The 15353-nt window shown below is 64.7% G+C and carries 14 protein-coding genes; 1 reads left to right on the forward strand and 13 read right to left on the reverse strand.

Annotated features, from left to right (window positions below):
• Window positions 1-136: 136 nt before the first annotated feature.
• From C0Z19_RS09210 to edd, 4 genes are all read right to left on the reverse strand, one after another.
• A complete protein-coding gene (locus C0Z19_RS09210) occupies window positions 137-640 on the reverse strand; it encodes a gluconokinase (RefSeq protein ID WP_102609506.1) in 504 nt (167 codons plus the stop codon).
• A gap of 22 nt (window positions 641-662) precedes the next feature.
• Window positions 663-2030: a GntT/GntP/DsdX family permease gene (locus tag C0Z19_RS09215; protein WP_102609507.1), complete on the reverse strand. Its 1368-nt coding sequence runs from the start codon at window positions 2028-2030 to the stop codon at window positions 663-665.
• Between the two features lie 103 nt (window positions 2031-2133).
• On the reverse strand, window positions 2134-2769 hold the full coding sequence (locus tag C0Z19_RS09220) for a bifunctional 4-hydroxy-2-oxoglutarate aldolase/2-dehydro-3-deoxy-phosphogluconate aldolase (RefSeq protein ID WP_102609508.1): 636 nt from the start codon (window positions 2767-2769) through the stop codon (window positions 2134-2136).
• A 10-nt stretch (window positions 2770-2779) separates the two neighbouring features.
• Window positions 2780-4654, reverse strand: a complete 1875-nt coding sequence (gene edd, locus C0Z19_RS09225; protein WP_102609509.1) for a phosphogluconate dehydratase — start codon at window positions 4652-4654, stop codon at window positions 2780-2782.
• Window positions 4655-4928: 274 nt separating this feature from the next.
• Here edd and C0Z19_RS09230 point away from each other — a divergent pair, with 274 nt between their 5' ends.
• On the forward strand, window positions 4929-5792 hold the full coding sequence (locus tag C0Z19_RS09230; RefSeq protein ID WP_102609510.1) for a MurR/RpiR family transcriptional regulator: 864 nt from the start codon (window positions 4929-4931) through the stop codon (window positions 5790-5792).
• Here the strand turns inward: C0Z19_RS09230 and C0Z19_RS09235 are convergent.
• The 9 genes from C0Z19_RS09235 to C0Z19_RS09275 all read right to left on the reverse strand — a co-directional run bounded on the left by C0Z19_RS09235 (window position 5789) and on the right by C0Z19_RS09275 (window position 15339).
• Complete coding sequence (locus C0Z19_RS09235) at window positions 5789-6205, reverse strand: CopD family protein (RefSeq protein ID WP_175083931.1); 417 nt, start codon at window positions 6203-6205, stop codon at window positions 5789-5791. The two genes, C0Z19_RS09230 and C0Z19_RS09235, sit on opposite strands and share 4 nt — an antisense overlap.
• 82 nt (window positions 6206-6287) lie before the next feature.
• Window positions 6288-7577, reverse strand: coding sequence for a glutamate-5-semialdehyde dehydrogenase (locus C0Z19_RS09240; RefSeq protein ID WP_102609512.1), 1290 nt, complete (start codon window positions 7575-7577; stop codon window positions 6288-6290).
• Between the two features lie 82 nt (window positions 7578-7659).
• Window positions 7660-8748, reverse strand: coding sequence for a DNA polymerase III subunit delta (gene holA, locus C0Z19_RS09245; protein ID WP_102609513.1), 1089 nt, complete (start codon window positions 8746-8748; stop codon window positions 7660-7662).
• Between the two features lie 43 nt (window positions 8749-8791).
• The gene (locus C0Z19_RS09250; protein ID WP_102609514.1) at window positions 8792-9343 is read right to left on the reverse strand and encodes an LPS-assembly lipoprotein LptE; all 552 of its coding nucleotides are present in this window, start codon (window positions 9341-9343) and stop codon (window positions 8792-8794) included.
• 73 nt (window positions 9344-9416) lie between these two features.
• A complete protein-coding gene (gene leuS, locus C0Z19_RS09255; RefSeq protein WP_102609515.1) occupies window positions 9417-12011 on the reverse strand; it encodes a leucine--tRNA ligase in 2595 nt (864 codons plus the stop codon).
• A gap of 184 nt (window positions 12012-12195) precedes the next feature.
• Window positions 12196-12678 carry an ExbD/TolR family protein gene (locus C0Z19_RS09260; protein ID WP_102609516.1) on the reverse strand — a complete coding sequence of 161 codons (483 nt, stop codon included), beginning with the start codon at window positions 12676-12678 and terminating at the stop codon, window positions 12196-12198.
• Between the two features lie 36 nt (window positions 12679-12714).
• Window positions 12715-13497, reverse strand: coding sequence for a MotA/TolQ/ExbB proton channel family protein (locus C0Z19_RS09265; protein WP_102609517.1), 783 nt, complete (start codon window positions 13495-13497; stop codon window positions 12715-12717).
• Window positions 13498-13572: 75 nt separating this feature from the next.
• Window positions 13573-14370 (reverse strand): 4-hydroxy-tetrahydrodipicolinate reductase, encoded by a 798-nt coding sequence (dapB, locus tag C0Z19_RS09270; RefSeq protein ID WP_175083938.1) that lies wholly within the window; start codon window positions 14368-14370, stop codon window positions 13573-13575.
• Window positions 14371-14526: 156 nt separating this feature from the next.
• Window positions 14527-15339 carry an outer membrane protein assembly factor BamE gene (locus tag C0Z19_RS09275; RefSeq protein WP_102609518.1) on the reverse strand — a complete coding sequence of 271 codons (813 nt, stop codon included), beginning with the start codon at window positions 15337-15339 and terminating at the stop codon, window positions 14527-14529.
• Window positions 15340-15353: the final 14 nt, after the last annotated feature.

Raw genomic sequence — 15353 nt, forward strand, 5'->3', positions numbered from 1 at the left:
GGGCGCGGTCGTAGCGGACTGCGCCCTTATTTTTTGCACCCTGTCTCGTCGGGCGAAGCGCTCTGCGTCGACTTCGAAGCTTCAAAAAGCGAGCCGAGTGCTACAACGACTGAATGTCGGTCACTGTGGCTTGTCTCTAGCGGCCGAGACGGGCGACCACCTCATCGACGATCTGCTCCGGCGACAGCTCGATGCCGACCGTAATCGCCGCTTCGTCGTCCCCCGGTTCTTCGAGCGTATCGAGCTGGCTTTGCAACAGCGCCGGATTGAAGAAATGCCGGCCGCGCGTTGCGAGCCGCTCGTGCAGCACGTCGAACGAGCCCTTCAGATAAACAAAGCGGACGTTCCCATCGCCCTGCGCCCCGCCGCGCAGCACATCGCGATAAACGCGCTTGAGCGCCGAGCAGCCCACGATGAGCGACTCGCGCGCATGCACTTTCTCTTCGATCGCCGCGCGAATGGACGCGAGCCACGGCCAGCGATCGTCGTCAGTCAACGCAATGCCTTGCGCCATCTTTGCTTTGTTCGCGGCGCTGTGAAACACGTCGCCATCGACGAAGCTGCAACCGAGGCGCTCGGCCAGCAACTCGCCGATGCGCGTCTTGCCGGCGCCCGAGACGCCCATCACGATCAGGATCATTTGCGTTCCAATGACAAAACCTTCATACCACCGTGGCCAATGCAAACGTCAGCCCAAGGCCGAGCAACGAGATGATCGTCTCACAGAGCGACCACGTCTTGAAGGTCTGGCCCACGGTCATGCCGAAATACTCTTTGATCAGCCAGAAGCCGCCATCGTTCACGTGCGAGAAGATCAGCGAACCGGAGCCCGTCGCCAGCACGAGCAGTTCGGGCTGAACGTGAATTGCGCCAGCCTTGGCGATGGGCGCGACGATGCCGCAAGCGGTCGTCATCGCGACGGTGGCCGAACCCGTCGCCAGGCGGATCAGCGCCGCGACGAACCAACCGAACAGCAACGGCGAGAGCTGCGCCTGCGTGGCGACCGCAACGATCTCCTGCGATACGCCGCTGTCTCGCAGCACGCCGCCGAAACCGCCGCCCGCGCCGACGATCAGCGTAATGCCGGCGATCGGTGCGAGGCAGTCGCCGCAAAATTTTTGGATTTGCTCGCGCGTGAAGCCGCGCTGCGCGCCGAACGTCCAAAAGCTGACGATCACGGCGATCAGCAACGCGACGTCCGAATTGCCGACGAAGCGAAGCAGGTCGTTCGCCGTGGTTTTCGGCGCAAAGACGAGGTCGGCCCAACTGCCGACGAGCATCAGCAACACGGGCAGCAAAATGGTGAACAGCGTGATGCCGAAACCGGGCAGATCGCGGTGATGCTCGGCGGCTTCGTCGTCCGATTCGATAAACTGTGCGGCAAGCGGATTGTTTTCCGGCAGCTTGACGTATCGATAGACGAGCAGCGCGAACAGCGGCCCCGCGACGATCGCGGTCGGAATGCCGACGATGAGGCCATACGCGATCGTCTTGCCGATGTCGGCGCCGTAGGCCTGCACGGCCAACAGCGCGGCCGGATGCGGTGGAATCAGGCCATGCACGACGGACAGCCCCGCCACCATCGGCAGCCCGATCAACAGCAGCGACTTGCCCGTGCGCTTGGCGACGTTGAACGCGATCGGGATCAACAGCACGAAGCCGACTTCGAAGAAGACAGGCAAGCCGACGATAATCGCGACGAACATCATCGCCCAATGAATATGCTTTTCACCGAACCAGCGGATCAGCGTTGTCGCGACGCGCTCTGCCCCGCCCGACTCGGCCATCATTTTGCCGAGCATCGTGCCGAGACCCACGACGATTGCGATGTGCCCCAGCGTGCCGCCGTTACCCGTTTCGAACGACTTGACGATCTGGCCCATCGGCATGCCCGACGCAAGCCCCAGCAGTAAAGAAACGACGATCAGGACCAGAAACGGATAGACCTTGTACCGCGCAATGAGCAGAATGAGCGCCGCAATAGCGATGATGGCGTACACCAACAACAGGCCGCCGTGGACCGATCCCATGAAAAGTCTCCTTCACTTGTTTTGACACGAGGCAGGTGGACAAAGCCGCGGCGGCGGGCAGCCACGGTTCACGCGTGGCTTGCGCGAACCGCGGCGAGGCGGGTCAGTGTTGGTGGGCAGCGAGTTCGGAGGCGGCGCGGGCGAGCCGCGTAACCTCATCCCAGTTCTGGGCAGCCAGTGCGCTTTTCGGCGTCAGCCAGGAGCCGCCGACGCAGACGACGTTCGGCAGCGCCAGAAAGCTCGGCGCGGTATCGGTCGTGATACCGCCGGTCGGGCAGAATCTGAGCGTCGGGAACGGGCCGTACAGCGCCTGCAGCATCGGAATGCCGCCGGCTTGCTGCGCCGGAAAGAACTTGACCGTTTCATAGCCGAGTTCAAGCGCCAGCAGGATGTCGCTCGGCGTCATGACACCGGGCAGCAACGGCAGACCGGCGTCCTGCGCGGCCAGATGGATGTCTTTCGTCAGGCCCGGGGACACGCCGAATTGCGCGCCGGCCTTCTTCGCCTGTGCGCAATGCTCGGGTTTCGTGATGGTGCCGACGCCGACGACGATGTCGGGCGAAAGATGCGCCGCGCGCTCGATCGCGCCGATGCCGGCCGGCGTGCGCAGCGTGATCTCGAGCACTTTGACGCCGCCCGCATGCAGCGCGCGCGACACGTGTTCGCCTTGTTCGACCGTGTCGAAGGCCAGCACCGGGATGACGGGGCCGAGGCGGACGATGTCTTCAACCTTTTTCATGCTGGGCTCCTTATTGCTTGCTTGCGTGGATCGGATTGACAGGCTCGGCCGCCGCTCCCACCAGAGGGCCGAACACCGAGGCGCCCATCTCGGCCGGCGCTGCCGCCGCCCGAAAGACGCCGAACAACTCGCGGCCGAAGCCGACTTCGTTTTCTGCCTGATGCTTCGGTTGCTCAACCGCGCGCGCGTCCCATTGCGCCGCATCGATTTCGATATCGAGGATGCCGCGCTCGGCATCGATGACGATCGTATCGCCGTCGCGCACCTTGCCGAGCGGGCCGCCCAGCAATGCCTCCGGCGAGACGTGGATCACCGCGGGCACCTTGCCCGAGGCACCCGACATACGCCCATCGGTCACGAGCGCGACGTGAAAGCCCTGGTCCTGCAATACGCCGAGCAACGGCGTCAAGCGGTGCAGCTCGGGCATGCCGTTCGCGCGCGCGCCCTGGAACCTGACGACTGCGACGACGTCGCGTTTGAGCTCGCCCTTGTCGAAGGCTTCCTGCACGGCTTCCTGCGAATCGAACACGCGAGCTTGAGCACGTACCGTGCGGTGCTCGGGCGCGACAGCCGAGATCTTGATGACGCCGCGTCCCAACTTGCCCTGCATGAGCCGCAGCCCGCCGTCGGGCTGAAACGGCTCGCCGATCGGCCGCAGCACCTTCGCGTCGGCCGTTTGCTCGGGCCCGGGCACCCAGGCGAGCTGCCCGTCGACGAGCTTGGGTTCCTCCGTATAGCGGCTCAGGCCCTTGCCCATGACCGTCGTGACGTCCTCGTGCAACAGCCCGCCGTCGAGCAGGTTGCGGATCAGGAATGCCATGCCGCCGGCCGCGTGGTAGTGGTTCACGTCGGCCTTGCCGTTCGGATAGATCTTCGCGAGTAACGGCACCGCTTGCGAAAGCTGGTCGAAGTCGTCCCAATCGATGACGATGCCCGCGGCCCGCGCGATCGCGACGAGGTGAAGCGTGTGATTGGTCGAACCGCCCGTCGCGAGCAACGCCACGATGCCGTTTACGATCGCCTTTTCATCGACGACATGACCGATCGGCGTGTACTGGCCGCGCTCGACGGTCAGATCGAGCACGCGCCGGGCCGCCGCCGCCGTCAGCGCATCGCGCAGCGGCGTGTGCGGGTGAACGAACGCCGAGCCGGGCAAATGCAGGCCCATGACTTCCATGAGCATCTGATTGCTGTTCGCCGTGCCGTAGAACGTGCAGGTCCCGTGCCCGTGGTAGGCGGCCGATTCGGCTTCGAGCAGCGCGTCGCGGCCCACCTGGCCTGTCGCGAACTGCTGCCGGATCTTGGCTTTCTCGTCGTTCGACAACCCGCTCGTCATCGGCCCGGCCGGCACGAAGATCGTAGGCAGGTGCCCGAACTGCAGCGCGCCGATCAGCAAACCCGGCACGATCTTGTCGCAAATGCCGAGGCACAGCGCCGCATCGAACATGTTGTGCGTGAGCGCCACCGCCGTGCCCATGGCGATGACTTCGCGCGAAAACAACGAGAGCTCCATGCCCGCGTTGCCTTGCGTGACGCCGTCGCACATTGCCGGCACGCCGCCCGCGAACTGGGCAATGCCGCCGTTCTCGCGCGCGGCGCGCTTGATGATGTCCGGGTAATCCTTGTACGGCGCGTGCGCGGACAACATCTCGTTGTAGGCGGAAACGATGCCGATGTTCGGTTCGCGCATCGCTTTGATCGCGATCTTGTCGTTGCCTTCGAGACCGGCAAAGCCGTGAGCGAGGTTCGCGCACGAAAGCGCGCCGCGTGCCGGGAACCGCCCTTGCGCGGCATCGATACGCGCGAGATAGGCGGAGCGGGTGGAGCGGCTACGCTCGACGATACGGCGGGTGACTGCGGTCAGCGTGGGATGCGGCGAAACCATGGGGGAACGCTCCTTCCTGAAAGTCGGCGGCAAAACGCCGAGCGGGTGGCGCGGATGCGGCCTGACGACCGCGCAGCTCGATTTTGGTCGAGAAGTTTAGTAGAAAAACTACATCGCCGCAATGCGGATTGGCCGCGATTGTCAATAGCGGCTTAACTCGACAAGAAACCGCGCCCGGCACATCGGTAGAAAATGCTTGTAGCTTTTCTACATTTCACAGGCCATACTATCGCCGTCGATAGAAAACGATACACCCCATCGAGGCATTTTTCAGATGCTTGCCAGAATCGAAGCCATGCGCGCCCAGCTGCGTCCGTCCGAGCGCAAACTGGCGGACTACGTGCTCGAGACCCCGCGCGAGGTGCTCGATTTGGCGATGACGGAGCTTGCGCAACGCGTCGGCGTCAGTCAGCCGACGATCGCCCGCTTTTGCCAGGCCCTGGGCTGCGGCGGCTTCCGCGAATTCAAAATCCGCCTTGCGCAGAGCATCGCCCCGGGCTTGCCGTCCGTCTATCGCGACGTACGCCCCGACGAACCGGCGCCGGGCGTCGTCGCCAAAGTCTTCGACCGCACGATCGGCGCACTGATCGAGGTCAGGAACAGCTTGTCGGCGCACAGCGTCGGCAAGGCGATCGATCTGCTCGCGCAGGCGTCGCGCATCGAGTTCTACGGGGCCGGCGGTTCGGGCATTGCCGCTCAGGACATCCAGCACAAGTTCTTCCGGCTCGGCATACCGAGCGTCGCCTATGCCGATCCCCACACCTATACGATGTCGGCGGCTTTACTCGGGGAAGGCGACGTCGTCGTCGCGATTTCGAATACGGGGCGCACGCGCGACATCGTCGAAGCTGCACGCGCCGCCACGGCCTGCGGGGCGAAAGTCATCGCGATCACGCATAGCAGTTCCCCGCTCGCTCAGGTCGCGACGGTGAGCCTGTTTGCGAACGTCGCCGAGGAAACCGATATTTTTTCGCCGATGACTTCGCGCGTTTCGCATCTGGCGATCGGCGATATCCTGGCCGTCGGGGTCGCGCTCAAACGCGGACCGGATCTCGTCGACAAACTGGGCCGTGCCAAGAAAGCGATCACGCGCCGCCGCATCGACGCGGCGCAAGCACAAGAAGAAGAGGACAGCTAAAACGGCTTGACGACGACGAGCGCGACGGCCGCGATCAGGCCGAGCACAGGCAGTTCGTTGAAGTACCGATACCAGCGGTGCGAGCGACGATTCTCGCCGCGCTCGAACGCGGTCAGCAAGCGGCCGCAGTAGTGGTGATAAGCGATCAGCAGCACGACCACGCCAAGCTTCGCGTGAAGCCACCCCTGCCCGCTGCCGATGCCGTAGCCAAGCCATAGCCCCAGCCCGCAGGCAAGCGCAATGACGGCGATCATCGTCATGAAGCGATAGAGCTTGCGCGCCATCGTCAGCAGCCGCGCACAGGCAGCCGGCTCGGTCTCCATGGCGAGGTTGACGAAAATTCGCGGCAGATAGAACAGGCCTGCAAACCAGGAGGCCACAAATACGATGTGAAACGTCTTGAGCCAGAGCATCGTTATCGTGTGTGTCGTCCAGCGTTGTCGTGGGTGGGTTTCACCGCCACAGCGTCGATCGGTCGCGTCGATCGATTTCCCGCTACTGGCGTACTTCGCCGTGCCCCAGCACGACGTACTTGAGCGAGGTCAACCCTTCGAGTCCGACCGGGCCACGCGCATGCAGCTTGTCGTTCGAGATGCCGATCTCGGCGCCCAAACCGAATTCGAAGCCATCGGCGAAGCGCGTAGAGGCATTCACCATGACGCTGGCCGAATCGACTTCGCGCAAGAAACGCATTGCACGGTCGTGGTCCTCGGTGACGATCGCATCGGTATGCGCCGAGCCGTACGCGTTGATGTGCTCGATCGCCGCGTCGATTCCATCGACGACCTTGATCGCCAGCACGGGCGCCAGATACTCGGTACGCCAATCTTCTTCGGTCGCATCGACGAGCGCGAGCGGCGGCGCATCGGCGGGCCAGGGCGCAGCTTCCAGCACAGCGCGCGTGGCGGCGTCCACGCGCAGTTCGACGTCCTTGTCGCGGTAGACGCGCGCCAGCGCAGGCAAAGCGGCGCGGGCGATGCCGCGAGCGACGAGCAACGTCTCCATCGTGTTGCAGGTACCGTAACGATGCGTCTTCGCGTTGTCGCAGACGGCGAGCGCCTTGCATAGATCGGCGCGGTCATCGACATAGACGTGGCAGATGCCGTCGAGGTGCTTGATCATCGGCACCCGCGCTTCCTCGATGAGCCGTGCAATCAGGCTCTTGCCGCCGCGCGGCACGATGACGTCGACGTACTCCGTCATCGTAATCAGCTTGCCGACGGCCGCGCGATCGGCGGTCTCGACCACCTGCACGGCATCGCGCGGCAAGCCCGCGGCGGCCAAACCTTCGGCGATCAGCCTGGCCAGCGCCGTATTCGACGCGAGCGCTTCCGAGCCGCCACGCAAAATAGCCGCGTTGCCCGACTTCAAACACAGCGCCGCGGCATCGATCGTCACATTCGGCCGCGATTCGTAAATGATGCCGATCACACCCAGCGGCACACGCATCCGGCCCACCTGGATACCGCTCGGCCGATATTTGAGGTTGTCGATTTCACCGATGGGATCGGGCAGCGCAATGACCTGCCGCAGGCCTTCGATCATCGTCGCCACGGCCTTGTCCGACAACGTCAGACGATCGACGAACGCCGCGTCCATGCCCTTTTCGCGCGCGTTCGCGACATCGCGCGCGTTCGCTTCCTTGAGGGCGGCCTGCTCGCGCTCGATCGCGCAGGCGATAGCCTCCAGTGCGTCGTTCTTGGCGCTCGTTGCAGCACGCGCCATTGCGCGCGAAGCGGCCCGCGCGCGGCGGCCGATGCCGGTCATGTACTCGTCGATTTCCATCATGATTCTCGTTCGCGGCGCGGCCGGCGCGCCTTCCGTCTATCGTGTCAGCGGCGCAAGGGCCGTCGTGTCGATTGTAGCCTCAGGCGCGCAGCGGGCGTGCGGCGCCATGCTTGTCCGGCGCAGCGACCAGCGCGGCAAGCTCGAACAAACCGTCCCATGGGTCCGGCGGCAGCGCCGCGCGCCGGCGGCTGCCCGGGGCCGAGCCCGTCAGCCCCTTCACTTGCCGATCGAGCGCGGCGGCCAGCGCGAGACCTTCCTCGAGCAGCGGCTCCGTCACGCGTGAGAGCGCCGGCCCGACAAGGCGCTCGCGCGGCCCCCACACGCGATTCTCGCGCAGCAGCATCGCGAGCGGCTTGCCGGCCGCCGTACCGCGCTTGATCTTCAACAACGTTCGCAATTCCTCGGTCAGCGCCCAGAGCACGAGCACGGCCGCCTCGCCCTCGCCTTTCAGGCCGTCGAGCATGCGCGAGAGCCGGCCCACATCGCCGGCCAACATCGCCTCGTTGAGCTTGAAGACGTCGTAACGGGCGACATTGAGCACCGCGTCATGCACCTGTTCGAACGTCAAAACGCCCTGCGGGTACAGCAACCCGAGTTTCTGAATCTCCTGGTGAGCGGCCAGCAGATTGCCTTCGACGCGCTCGGCAATGAATTGCAACGCTCGCCGCCCGTCTTCGCCTGGCGGTACGCGTTGGCCTTGCTGCGCCAGACGCTGCGCGACCCAATTGGGCAACTGCGCGCGCTCGACGGGATCGATCCGCAACGACACGCCGCCCTCCGTCAACGCCGTAAACCACGCCGACTTCTGCGTCGCGGCATCGAGCCGCGGCAGCGTCACCAGCATCAGCACGTCGGGATTGCCGGCAGCCGCGAGCGTCTTCAGCGCATCGGCGCCTTCCTTGCCCGGCTTGCCCGTCGGAATCCGCAACTCGATCAATTGGCGCTCGCCGAACAGCGACATCGACTGCGTCGCACCAAGCAGCGAACTCCAATCGAAACTGCGCTCGACGGTAAACACGTTGCGTTCGGTGAATCCGGCCGCCCGCGCCGCCGCGCGAATGCGATCGCACGCCTCCTGCGCGAGCAGATGCTCGTCGCCGAAGACGACGTAGAGGCCGGCAAGGCCCTTCGTCAGATGCGTGTCGAGCGCGTCGAGTCGCAGTTGCATGAGCGGATCGGACTAAGCGGGTGATTGCGATCGGCCGGCGCGATCACAGCGGCGGCGGCGGCAACGGCGCGCGCGGCGCAACGCCCGGGGTCTGTTGTCCCGGCACCGGACGCAGCGTATGCACCGTTGCGAGACGACGCGTCAGTTGATCGACCGCATCGTTCTGCATGTCGAGGTAGAGCAAATCGGCCTCTTGCGCCTTTGCCTGCGAGTACTGGACGCTGTAGGTCATCGCGCGATTGAGCGCGATGATGCTCGACGGGATCAGGACGGAACCGTCCACGGCCGTAAGCGAGTAGCCGAGCGAGTAATTGAGTTGATACTCGGCCGCCACGCCGAGCGAGTTCTGCGTCAACACGTTCTGCCCGCGCGATTCGCTGAGGGACAGAACGGCATCGGCGTCGGCCGGCGACTTGACCACGACCGTATCGCTGCCGCCTTCGATCATCCGCGTCAAGCGGGCGGTCACGACCGGCGGCGCGCCGACGATCACGAGCCGCTTGAACGCATAGTTTTGCTGCCCGCGCAGTTGGAAACCGCAGGCGGCGAGCATCATCGTGCCGCACGTCAGCGCGAGAAACGATCGGCGAATCACATTGGCTCCTTAGAGTCTGTTGACACGCGGTGGCCGTGCCACTTGCACACGGACCGCCGCGGCGTACTGCGCTTTACACGACGACGTTCACGAGCCGACCAGGCACGATGATGATCTTCTTCGGGCTCTTGCCTTCGCCGAAGCGCTCGAACATTTCGTGCGCGAGCGCGGCCGCTTCGATCGCCTCGCGCGGGGCGTCCTTCGCGATCGTCAGCGCGCCGCGAACCTTGCCGTTGACCTGCAGCACGAGCTCGATCTCGGCTTGCTCGAGCGCCTTTTCATCGACCTTCGGCCACGGCGCATCGAGCAACGTCCCGAATTCGTCGACGAAGCCGAGCGTCTGCCAAAGCGCGTGCGTAATGTGCGGCACGACCGGATACAGCGCGCGCAGCAAGACGCCGTAGCATTCGCGCAGCACGCTCGGGCGCGCAAGCTTGGCGTTTTCGAGCGCATTGAGCATCTTCATCGCGGCCGACACGACCGTGTTGTACTGCAGACGCTGGTAGTCGAAATCGGCCTGCTTCAGCACGCCGTAAATCTCGCGGCGCAGTGTCTTGTCGACTTCGGAGAGCTGCGCCGGATCGAACCTGTCGCGCGCAATCAGCTCGGCTTGGTTGGCGTGGCCGAAAGCCCACACGCGACGCAGGAAGCGGCTCGCGCCTTCGACGCCCGAACCGGACCACTCGAGTTGCTGCTCGGGCGGCGCAGCGAACATCGTGAACAGGCGGGCCGTATCGGCCCCGTATTGATCGATCAACAATTGCGGATCGACGCCGTTGTTCTTCGACTTCGACATCTTCTCGACGCCGCCCAGCACGACCGGCTGACCGTCGGTAAGCAACGTGGCGCCGACGGGGCGGCCCTTGTCGTCATGCTCGACCGTCACGTCGGTGGGGTTGTACCAGGTCTTCTTGCCCGAAGCATCTTCGCGATAGAACGTTTCGTTGAGCACCATGCCCTGCGTCAGCAGGTTTTTCGCCGGCTCGCCGAACTTGACGAGGCCCATGTCGCGCATCACCTTCGTCCAGAAGCGCGAATAGAGCAGGTGCAGAATCGCGTGCTCGATACCGCCGATGTATTGGTCCATCGGCATCCAGTAGTCGGTGCGCGCATCGACCATCGTCTCGGCATCGGGGCACGTGTAGCGCGAAAAGTACCAGGACGAATCGACGAACGTGTCCATCGTATCGGTTTCGCGCCTGGCGGGCGCGCCGCACTTCGGGCACGCGCAATCGACGAATGCCGCCGACTTCGCGAGCGGGTTGCCGGTGCCGTCCGGCACGAGATCCTCGGGCAAAACGACCGGCAGATCCTGCTCGGGAACCGGCACATCGCCGCACGTTGCGCAGTGAATGATCGGAATCGGCGTGCCCCAATAGCGCTGACGCGAAATACCCCAGTCGCGCAGACGCCACGTGACCTGCTTGTCGCCGAAGTTGAGCGCCTTCAGATCGGCCGCCACCGCGTCGACCGCCTGCTCATGGTTCATGCCGTCGTAGCGGCCGCTGTCGATGCAGACAACGCCTTCCTTGTCGCCGTACCAGGCCTGCCAGGCGTCGAGCGAATACTCGCAGCCCGCCTTCGCGATCACCTGCTTGATCGGCAAACCGTATTTCTTCGCAAACGCGAAATCGCGCTCGTCGTGCGCGGGCACGCCCATGACGGCGCCTTCGCCGTAGCTCATGAGTACGTAGTTGCCGATCCAGACTTCGACCGGCGCCTGCGTGAGCGGATGCGTGACGAAAAAGCCTGTCGGCATGCCCTTCTTTTCCATCGTCGCGATCTCGGCCTCGGCCACGCCGCCGTGCCGGCATTCGTCGATGAACGCTTGCAGCTCCGGCTTGCCCTGCGCGAGGCGCGCGGCAAGCGGATGCTCGGCCGCGATCGCGCAGAAGGTCACCCCCATGATCGTATCGGCACGTGTCGTGAACACGCGCAGCAGCTTGCTTTCGCCGTCGAGCTCGTACGGAAAGCCGAAGTTCACGCCGAAGCTCTTGCCGATCCAGTTTTGCTGCATCACCTTCACGCGCTCGGGCCAGCCCAGCGCGTCGAGATCGTTCAGGAGCTCGTCGGCGTACTGCGTGATGCGCATGTAGTACATCGGGATTTCGCGCTTCTCGACGAGCGCGCCCGAACGCCAGCCGCGCCCGTCGATGACCTGCTCGTTCGCGAGGACCGTCTGATCGACAGGGTCCCAATTGACCGTGCCCGTCTTCTTGTAGACGATGCCCTTTTCGAGCATCTTCAAGAACAGCCACTGATTCCACTTGTAGTAGTTCGGATCGCAGGTGGCGACCTCGCGCGACCAATCGATCGCGAGCCCCATCGACTGCATCTGCTTCTTCATGTAAGCGATGTTGTCGTAGGTCCACTTCGCCGGCGGCACGCCGTTGGCCATCGCCGCATTTTCGGCAGGCATGCCGAACGCGTCCCACCCCATCGGCATCAACGTGTTATAGCCGTTCATCCGCAGATAACGGTACATGACGTCGTTGATCGTGTAATTGCGCACGTGCCCCATGTGCAGCTTGCCCGACGGATACGGCAGCATCGAGACGCAATAGAACTTCGGCTTCCCGGCGACTTCCTCCGAGCGGTAAACATTGGATGCGCGCCACTCTGCCTGGGCGGCGGCTTCGATGTCGGCGGGTAAGTATTTTTCTTGCATGGCGGTGGTTCGGGCTTGGCTGTCGTGGCGCCTTGCGAAACGGGGCGCGGCGATACGTCGGGATGCGTTTCCCCGCAAATGGGGAAAAGGTCGATTATACCGCCCGCGGAGGCATCCACGGCGCGCCCGCCGCGTCACGGCCGGCGTCGGTGCCGAGGCTCTCTGCGTTTCGCCGGTTTTTCCCCTAAGGCTTGGCTGCCTTGGTCTGCGCGGTGGGCGCCGCTGGCGAAGCGAGCGTGGCAGTGGCAGCGGCGGCGGGCGGCTCCGTCACGAAGCCGATCCGCGTCATGCCCGCTTGCTGGGCCGCGCCCATCACCTGCGCGATGACGTCGTAACGCGTGGCCTTCGACGCGCGCAAATGCAGCTCAGGGGGCTCTGCGGCCTTGCCGGCGCGAACGAGGCTCTCGCGCAGTGCATCGAGCGTCAGCGGGTGGCCGTCCCAATAAAGATGACCGGCATCGTCGATCGAAAGCGTGATGGTCTTGGGCGTTTCGGGCGCCGGCGCCGCGGCGACCTTCGGCAGATCGAGCCGGATCGCGTGCGTCAGCAACGGGGCAGTGATGATGAAAATCACGAGCAGCACGAGCATGACGTCGATCAACGGCGTCATGTTGATGTCGGCCATCGGCGCGACCGAGCGATCCTTGTCGAACCCACCGAATGCCATCATCGCCCCCTATCGTTCAGCCGTTACGCTCGTGCCTCACACGCGGGCTTTGCGCGCCGCGTTGCCGCCCTGGGTGCGCTCGGCCCCGAACGCGTCGCCCGCCTGGTGCGGACGCGCAATGCCGGAACCCGCCGTTTGCTCGTGCGTTTCCTGGTGCAAATCCGGCGCGCATACATAGGCGTGCAAATCGTGCGCAAACCCGTCCAATTCTTCGGACAGTTGGCGTTGCATCCGGCCGAGCACGTTGTACGCCAGCACAGCCGGAATAGCGACGACGAGACCGAAGGCCGTCATGATGAGCGCTTCGCCGACGGGGCCGGCGACATTCTCGATCATCGCCTGCCCGCTTGCGGCAATGCTGCCAAGGGCGTGATAAATGCCCCAGACGGTGCCGAGCAGACCGACGAACGGCGCGGTGCTGCCGACCGACGCCAACAACACCTGCCCAAACTCGAGCCGACGCTGCGACGCGAGCAACGCTTCGCGCAGCGCCCGCAGCACGCGCTCGCCGCGCTCGACGCGCGCGAGCATGGCGGATGGAGCCTGCACTTCGGCGGCAGCCAGGGCCGCCTCGGCCAACGGCGCGAAAACGCGCTCGCGGTCGGCCCCGCGCAGGGCCAGCACGCCCTCGGAGAGCGTAGCCGATTGCCAAAACAACGCGATCGCGCGCGGGCCTTGACGCTTGGCGCGTGTGAGCATCCAGCCTTTGACGATCAGAAAGCACCAGCTCGCGATCGACATGGCCAGCAGCAAATAGGCGACGCCGTGCGTGAGCGCGTCACCCGCTTGCAAATAGTGAACGACGCCCGTGTTTTGCATGCGAGAACTGGAAACCGAGAGCAACAACTTGAAAGAAAGCGCCCGCGAGAGCCTGGCGCCCCTGTCGGCCGCGGATCAGCGCAAGCCGAGGACGTCCTGCATGTCGTACAGCCCGGCGTCACGTTCGGCGAGAAAGCGCGCGGCGCGCAGCGCCCCTTGCGCATACGAGACGCGGCTTGCCGATTTGTGCGTGATTTCGATGCGCTCGCCGGTGCCGGCGAACAGCACCGTGTGATCGCCGACAATGTCGCCGCCGCGAATGGCCGAGAAGCCGATCGTCGACGGATCGCGTTCGCCGGTGACGCCGTTGCGCCCGTAGACCGCGCACTGTTTCAGGTCGCGGCCGAGCGCGCCGGCGATCGCCTCGCCCATCGCGAGCGCCGTGCCCGAGGGCGCGTCGACCTTGTGGCGGTGATGCGCTTCGATGATCTCGATGTCGTAACCGGTAGCGAAATGACGCGCGGCGAATTCGAGCAACTTCAGCGTGACGTTGACGCCGACGCTCATGTTCGCGGCAAATACGATGCCGATCTTCTCGCCGGCCGCACGCACGGCTTCGCGCTGGGTTTCGCTCATGCCCGTCGTGCCGATGACGAGCTTCTTGCCGTGCCGCAAGGCTGCATCGATGTACGTCATCGTGCCTTCGGGGCGCGTGAAATCGATCAGGCAATCGGCTTGAGCGAACACCTGCTCGATATCGTCGGTCAGCGCCACGCCGGTGCGCTGACCGAGGAACGCGCCCGCATCCTCGCCCAGTTGCGGCGCGCCCGGCCGATCGAGCGCGCCGGCGAGCGTCGCATCGGACTCGTTCAAAACGGCTTCGATCAACATCCGGCCCATTCGGCCCGATGCTCCGGCGATCGCGATCTTCATCGGCGACATGCGTACCTCTTTGATTGAAGGCCCGGCCGCCTTCGGCAGGCCGGCAGCGCCCATCGAGGCGCCCTGGAAAACAAAAAAGCGGGCGGCGCGCCTTGCGCACGGCCCGCCTCGAGGACCATCCCAATCCTGGCCCGGGAAATCGAACGCTCAGCCGCCCGTACCGGACGCGCCCTGCGACGAGGACGACACCGACTGCTTGCCCGCCCCGATGCTGCCCGAAGGCGAACCGGTCGGGCCGACCGGATTGCTTTGATCCGGCGAAGCAGGCTGCGGCTCGCGATGGAACTGAAACTGCGGCGTCGCGCTCGGCAGCGCGCCCGAGGGCGACGGCGTACCCGAACGGACCGGCCGCTTGGCCGGCGTCGCGGGGACCTGGTTCGTTGCCCGGTTCGCTGCTTGCGCGGCTTGCGCATTGGCCGCCTCGGCCTCGCTCGCACTCGCCGCACCGCTGGCAGCCTCGACAGGCGCCGCAGCCGCTACTGATGCCGAAGCGCCCGACGCCGCCGCGGCCGCCTTCGCCTTCTTGCCATGCTTATCGCCGTCGATATCGGCGAGCAGCTCGAGGTTGGATGGCAGATCCTCTCCGCCTGACCAGCTCACGACGTGATCGCCGTCGAAGTTGACGACGAAATCGCGCTGCTGCACGATGGCCGTCGAGCCGCGCTTGAAGTAGAAGACGTAATCCCAGCGCTCGTTATGGAACATGTCGGTGAGCAGCGGCGTGCCGAGCGCCGCCTTCACTTCGTCGCGCGTCATGCCGACGCGCATATTCGCAGCCGCTTCCTTCGAAACGAAGTTGCCCTGCACGATGGTGATGCGATACGGCGTAATGCTCTGGGCGACGCGCTGCGTGAGACTGTCGTAGGTCGAACATCCCGCAACGAGCGCAACCGTGGAGGCAGCGATCAACAGGTTGCGCACGTGGCTTCCCCCGCGCTTCATAAGAAAATTTGGACTCATTTCACCCACCGTGC

The sequence above is a fragment of the Trinickia soli genome (genome assembly GCF_002879855.1).
GTDB classification, from domain to species: domain Bacteria; phylum Pseudomonadota; class Gammaproteobacteria; order Burkholderiales; family Burkholderiaceae; genus Trinickia; species Trinickia soli.

What these genes read in the sequence shown, in the direction of transcription:
- C0Z19_RS09210 (WP_102609506.1), bottom strand. Translation starts at nt 640, where the DNA reads ATGATCCTGATCGTGATGGGCGTCTCGGGCGCCGGCAAGACGCGCATC.
- C0Z19_RS09215 (WP_102609507.1), bottom strand. Translation starts at nt 2,030, where the DNA reads ATGGGATCGGTCCACGGCGGCCTGTTGTTGGTGTACGCCATCATCGCT.
- C0Z19_RS09220 (WP_102609508.1), bottom strand. Translation starts at nt 2,769, where the DNA reads ATGAAAAAGGTTGAAGACATCGTCCGCCTCGGCCCCGTCATCCCGGTG.
- edd (WP_102609509.1), bottom strand. Translation starts at nt 4,654, where the DNA reads ATGGTTTCGCCGCATCCCACGCTGACCGCAGTCACCCGCCGTATCGTC.
- C0Z19_RS09230 (WP_102609510.1), top strand. Translation starts at nt 4,929, where the DNA reads ATGCTTGCCAGAATCGAAGCCATGCGCGCCCAGCTGCGTCCGTCCGAG.
- C0Z19_RS09235 (WP_175083931.1), bottom strand. Translation starts at nt 6,205, where the DNA reads ATGCTCTGGCTCAAGACGTTTCACATCGTATTTGTGGCCTCCTGGTTT.
- C0Z19_RS09240 (WP_102609512.1), bottom strand. Translation starts at nt 7,577, where the DNA reads ATGGAAATCGACGAGTACATGACCGGCATCGGCCGCCGCGCGCGGGCC.
- holA (WP_102609513.1), bottom strand. Translation starts at nt 8,748, where the DNA reads ATGCAACTGCGACTCGACGCGCTCGACACGCATCTGACGAAGGGCCTT.
- leuS (WP_102609515.1), bottom strand. Translation starts at nt 12,011, where the DNA reads ATGCAAGAAAAATACTTACCCGCCGACATCGAAGCCGCCGCCCAGGCA.
- C0Z19_RS09260 (WP_102609516.1), bottom strand. Translation starts at nt 12,678, where the DNA reads ATGGCATTCGGTGGGTTCGACAAGGATCGCTCGGTCGCGCCGATGGCC.
- C0Z19_RS09265 (WP_102609517.1), bottom strand. Translation starts at nt 13,497, where the DNA reads ATGCAAAACACGGGCGTCGTTCACTATTTGCAAGCGGGTGACGCGCTC.
- dapB (WP_175083938.1), bottom strand. Translation starts at nt 14,370, where the DNA reads ATGAAGATCGCGATCGCCGGAGCATCGGGCCGAATGGGCCGGATGTTG.
- C0Z19_RS09275 (WP_102609518.1), bottom strand. Translation starts at nt 15,339, where the DNA reads ATGAGTCCAAATTTTCTTATGAAGCGCGGGGGAAGCCACGTGCGCAAC.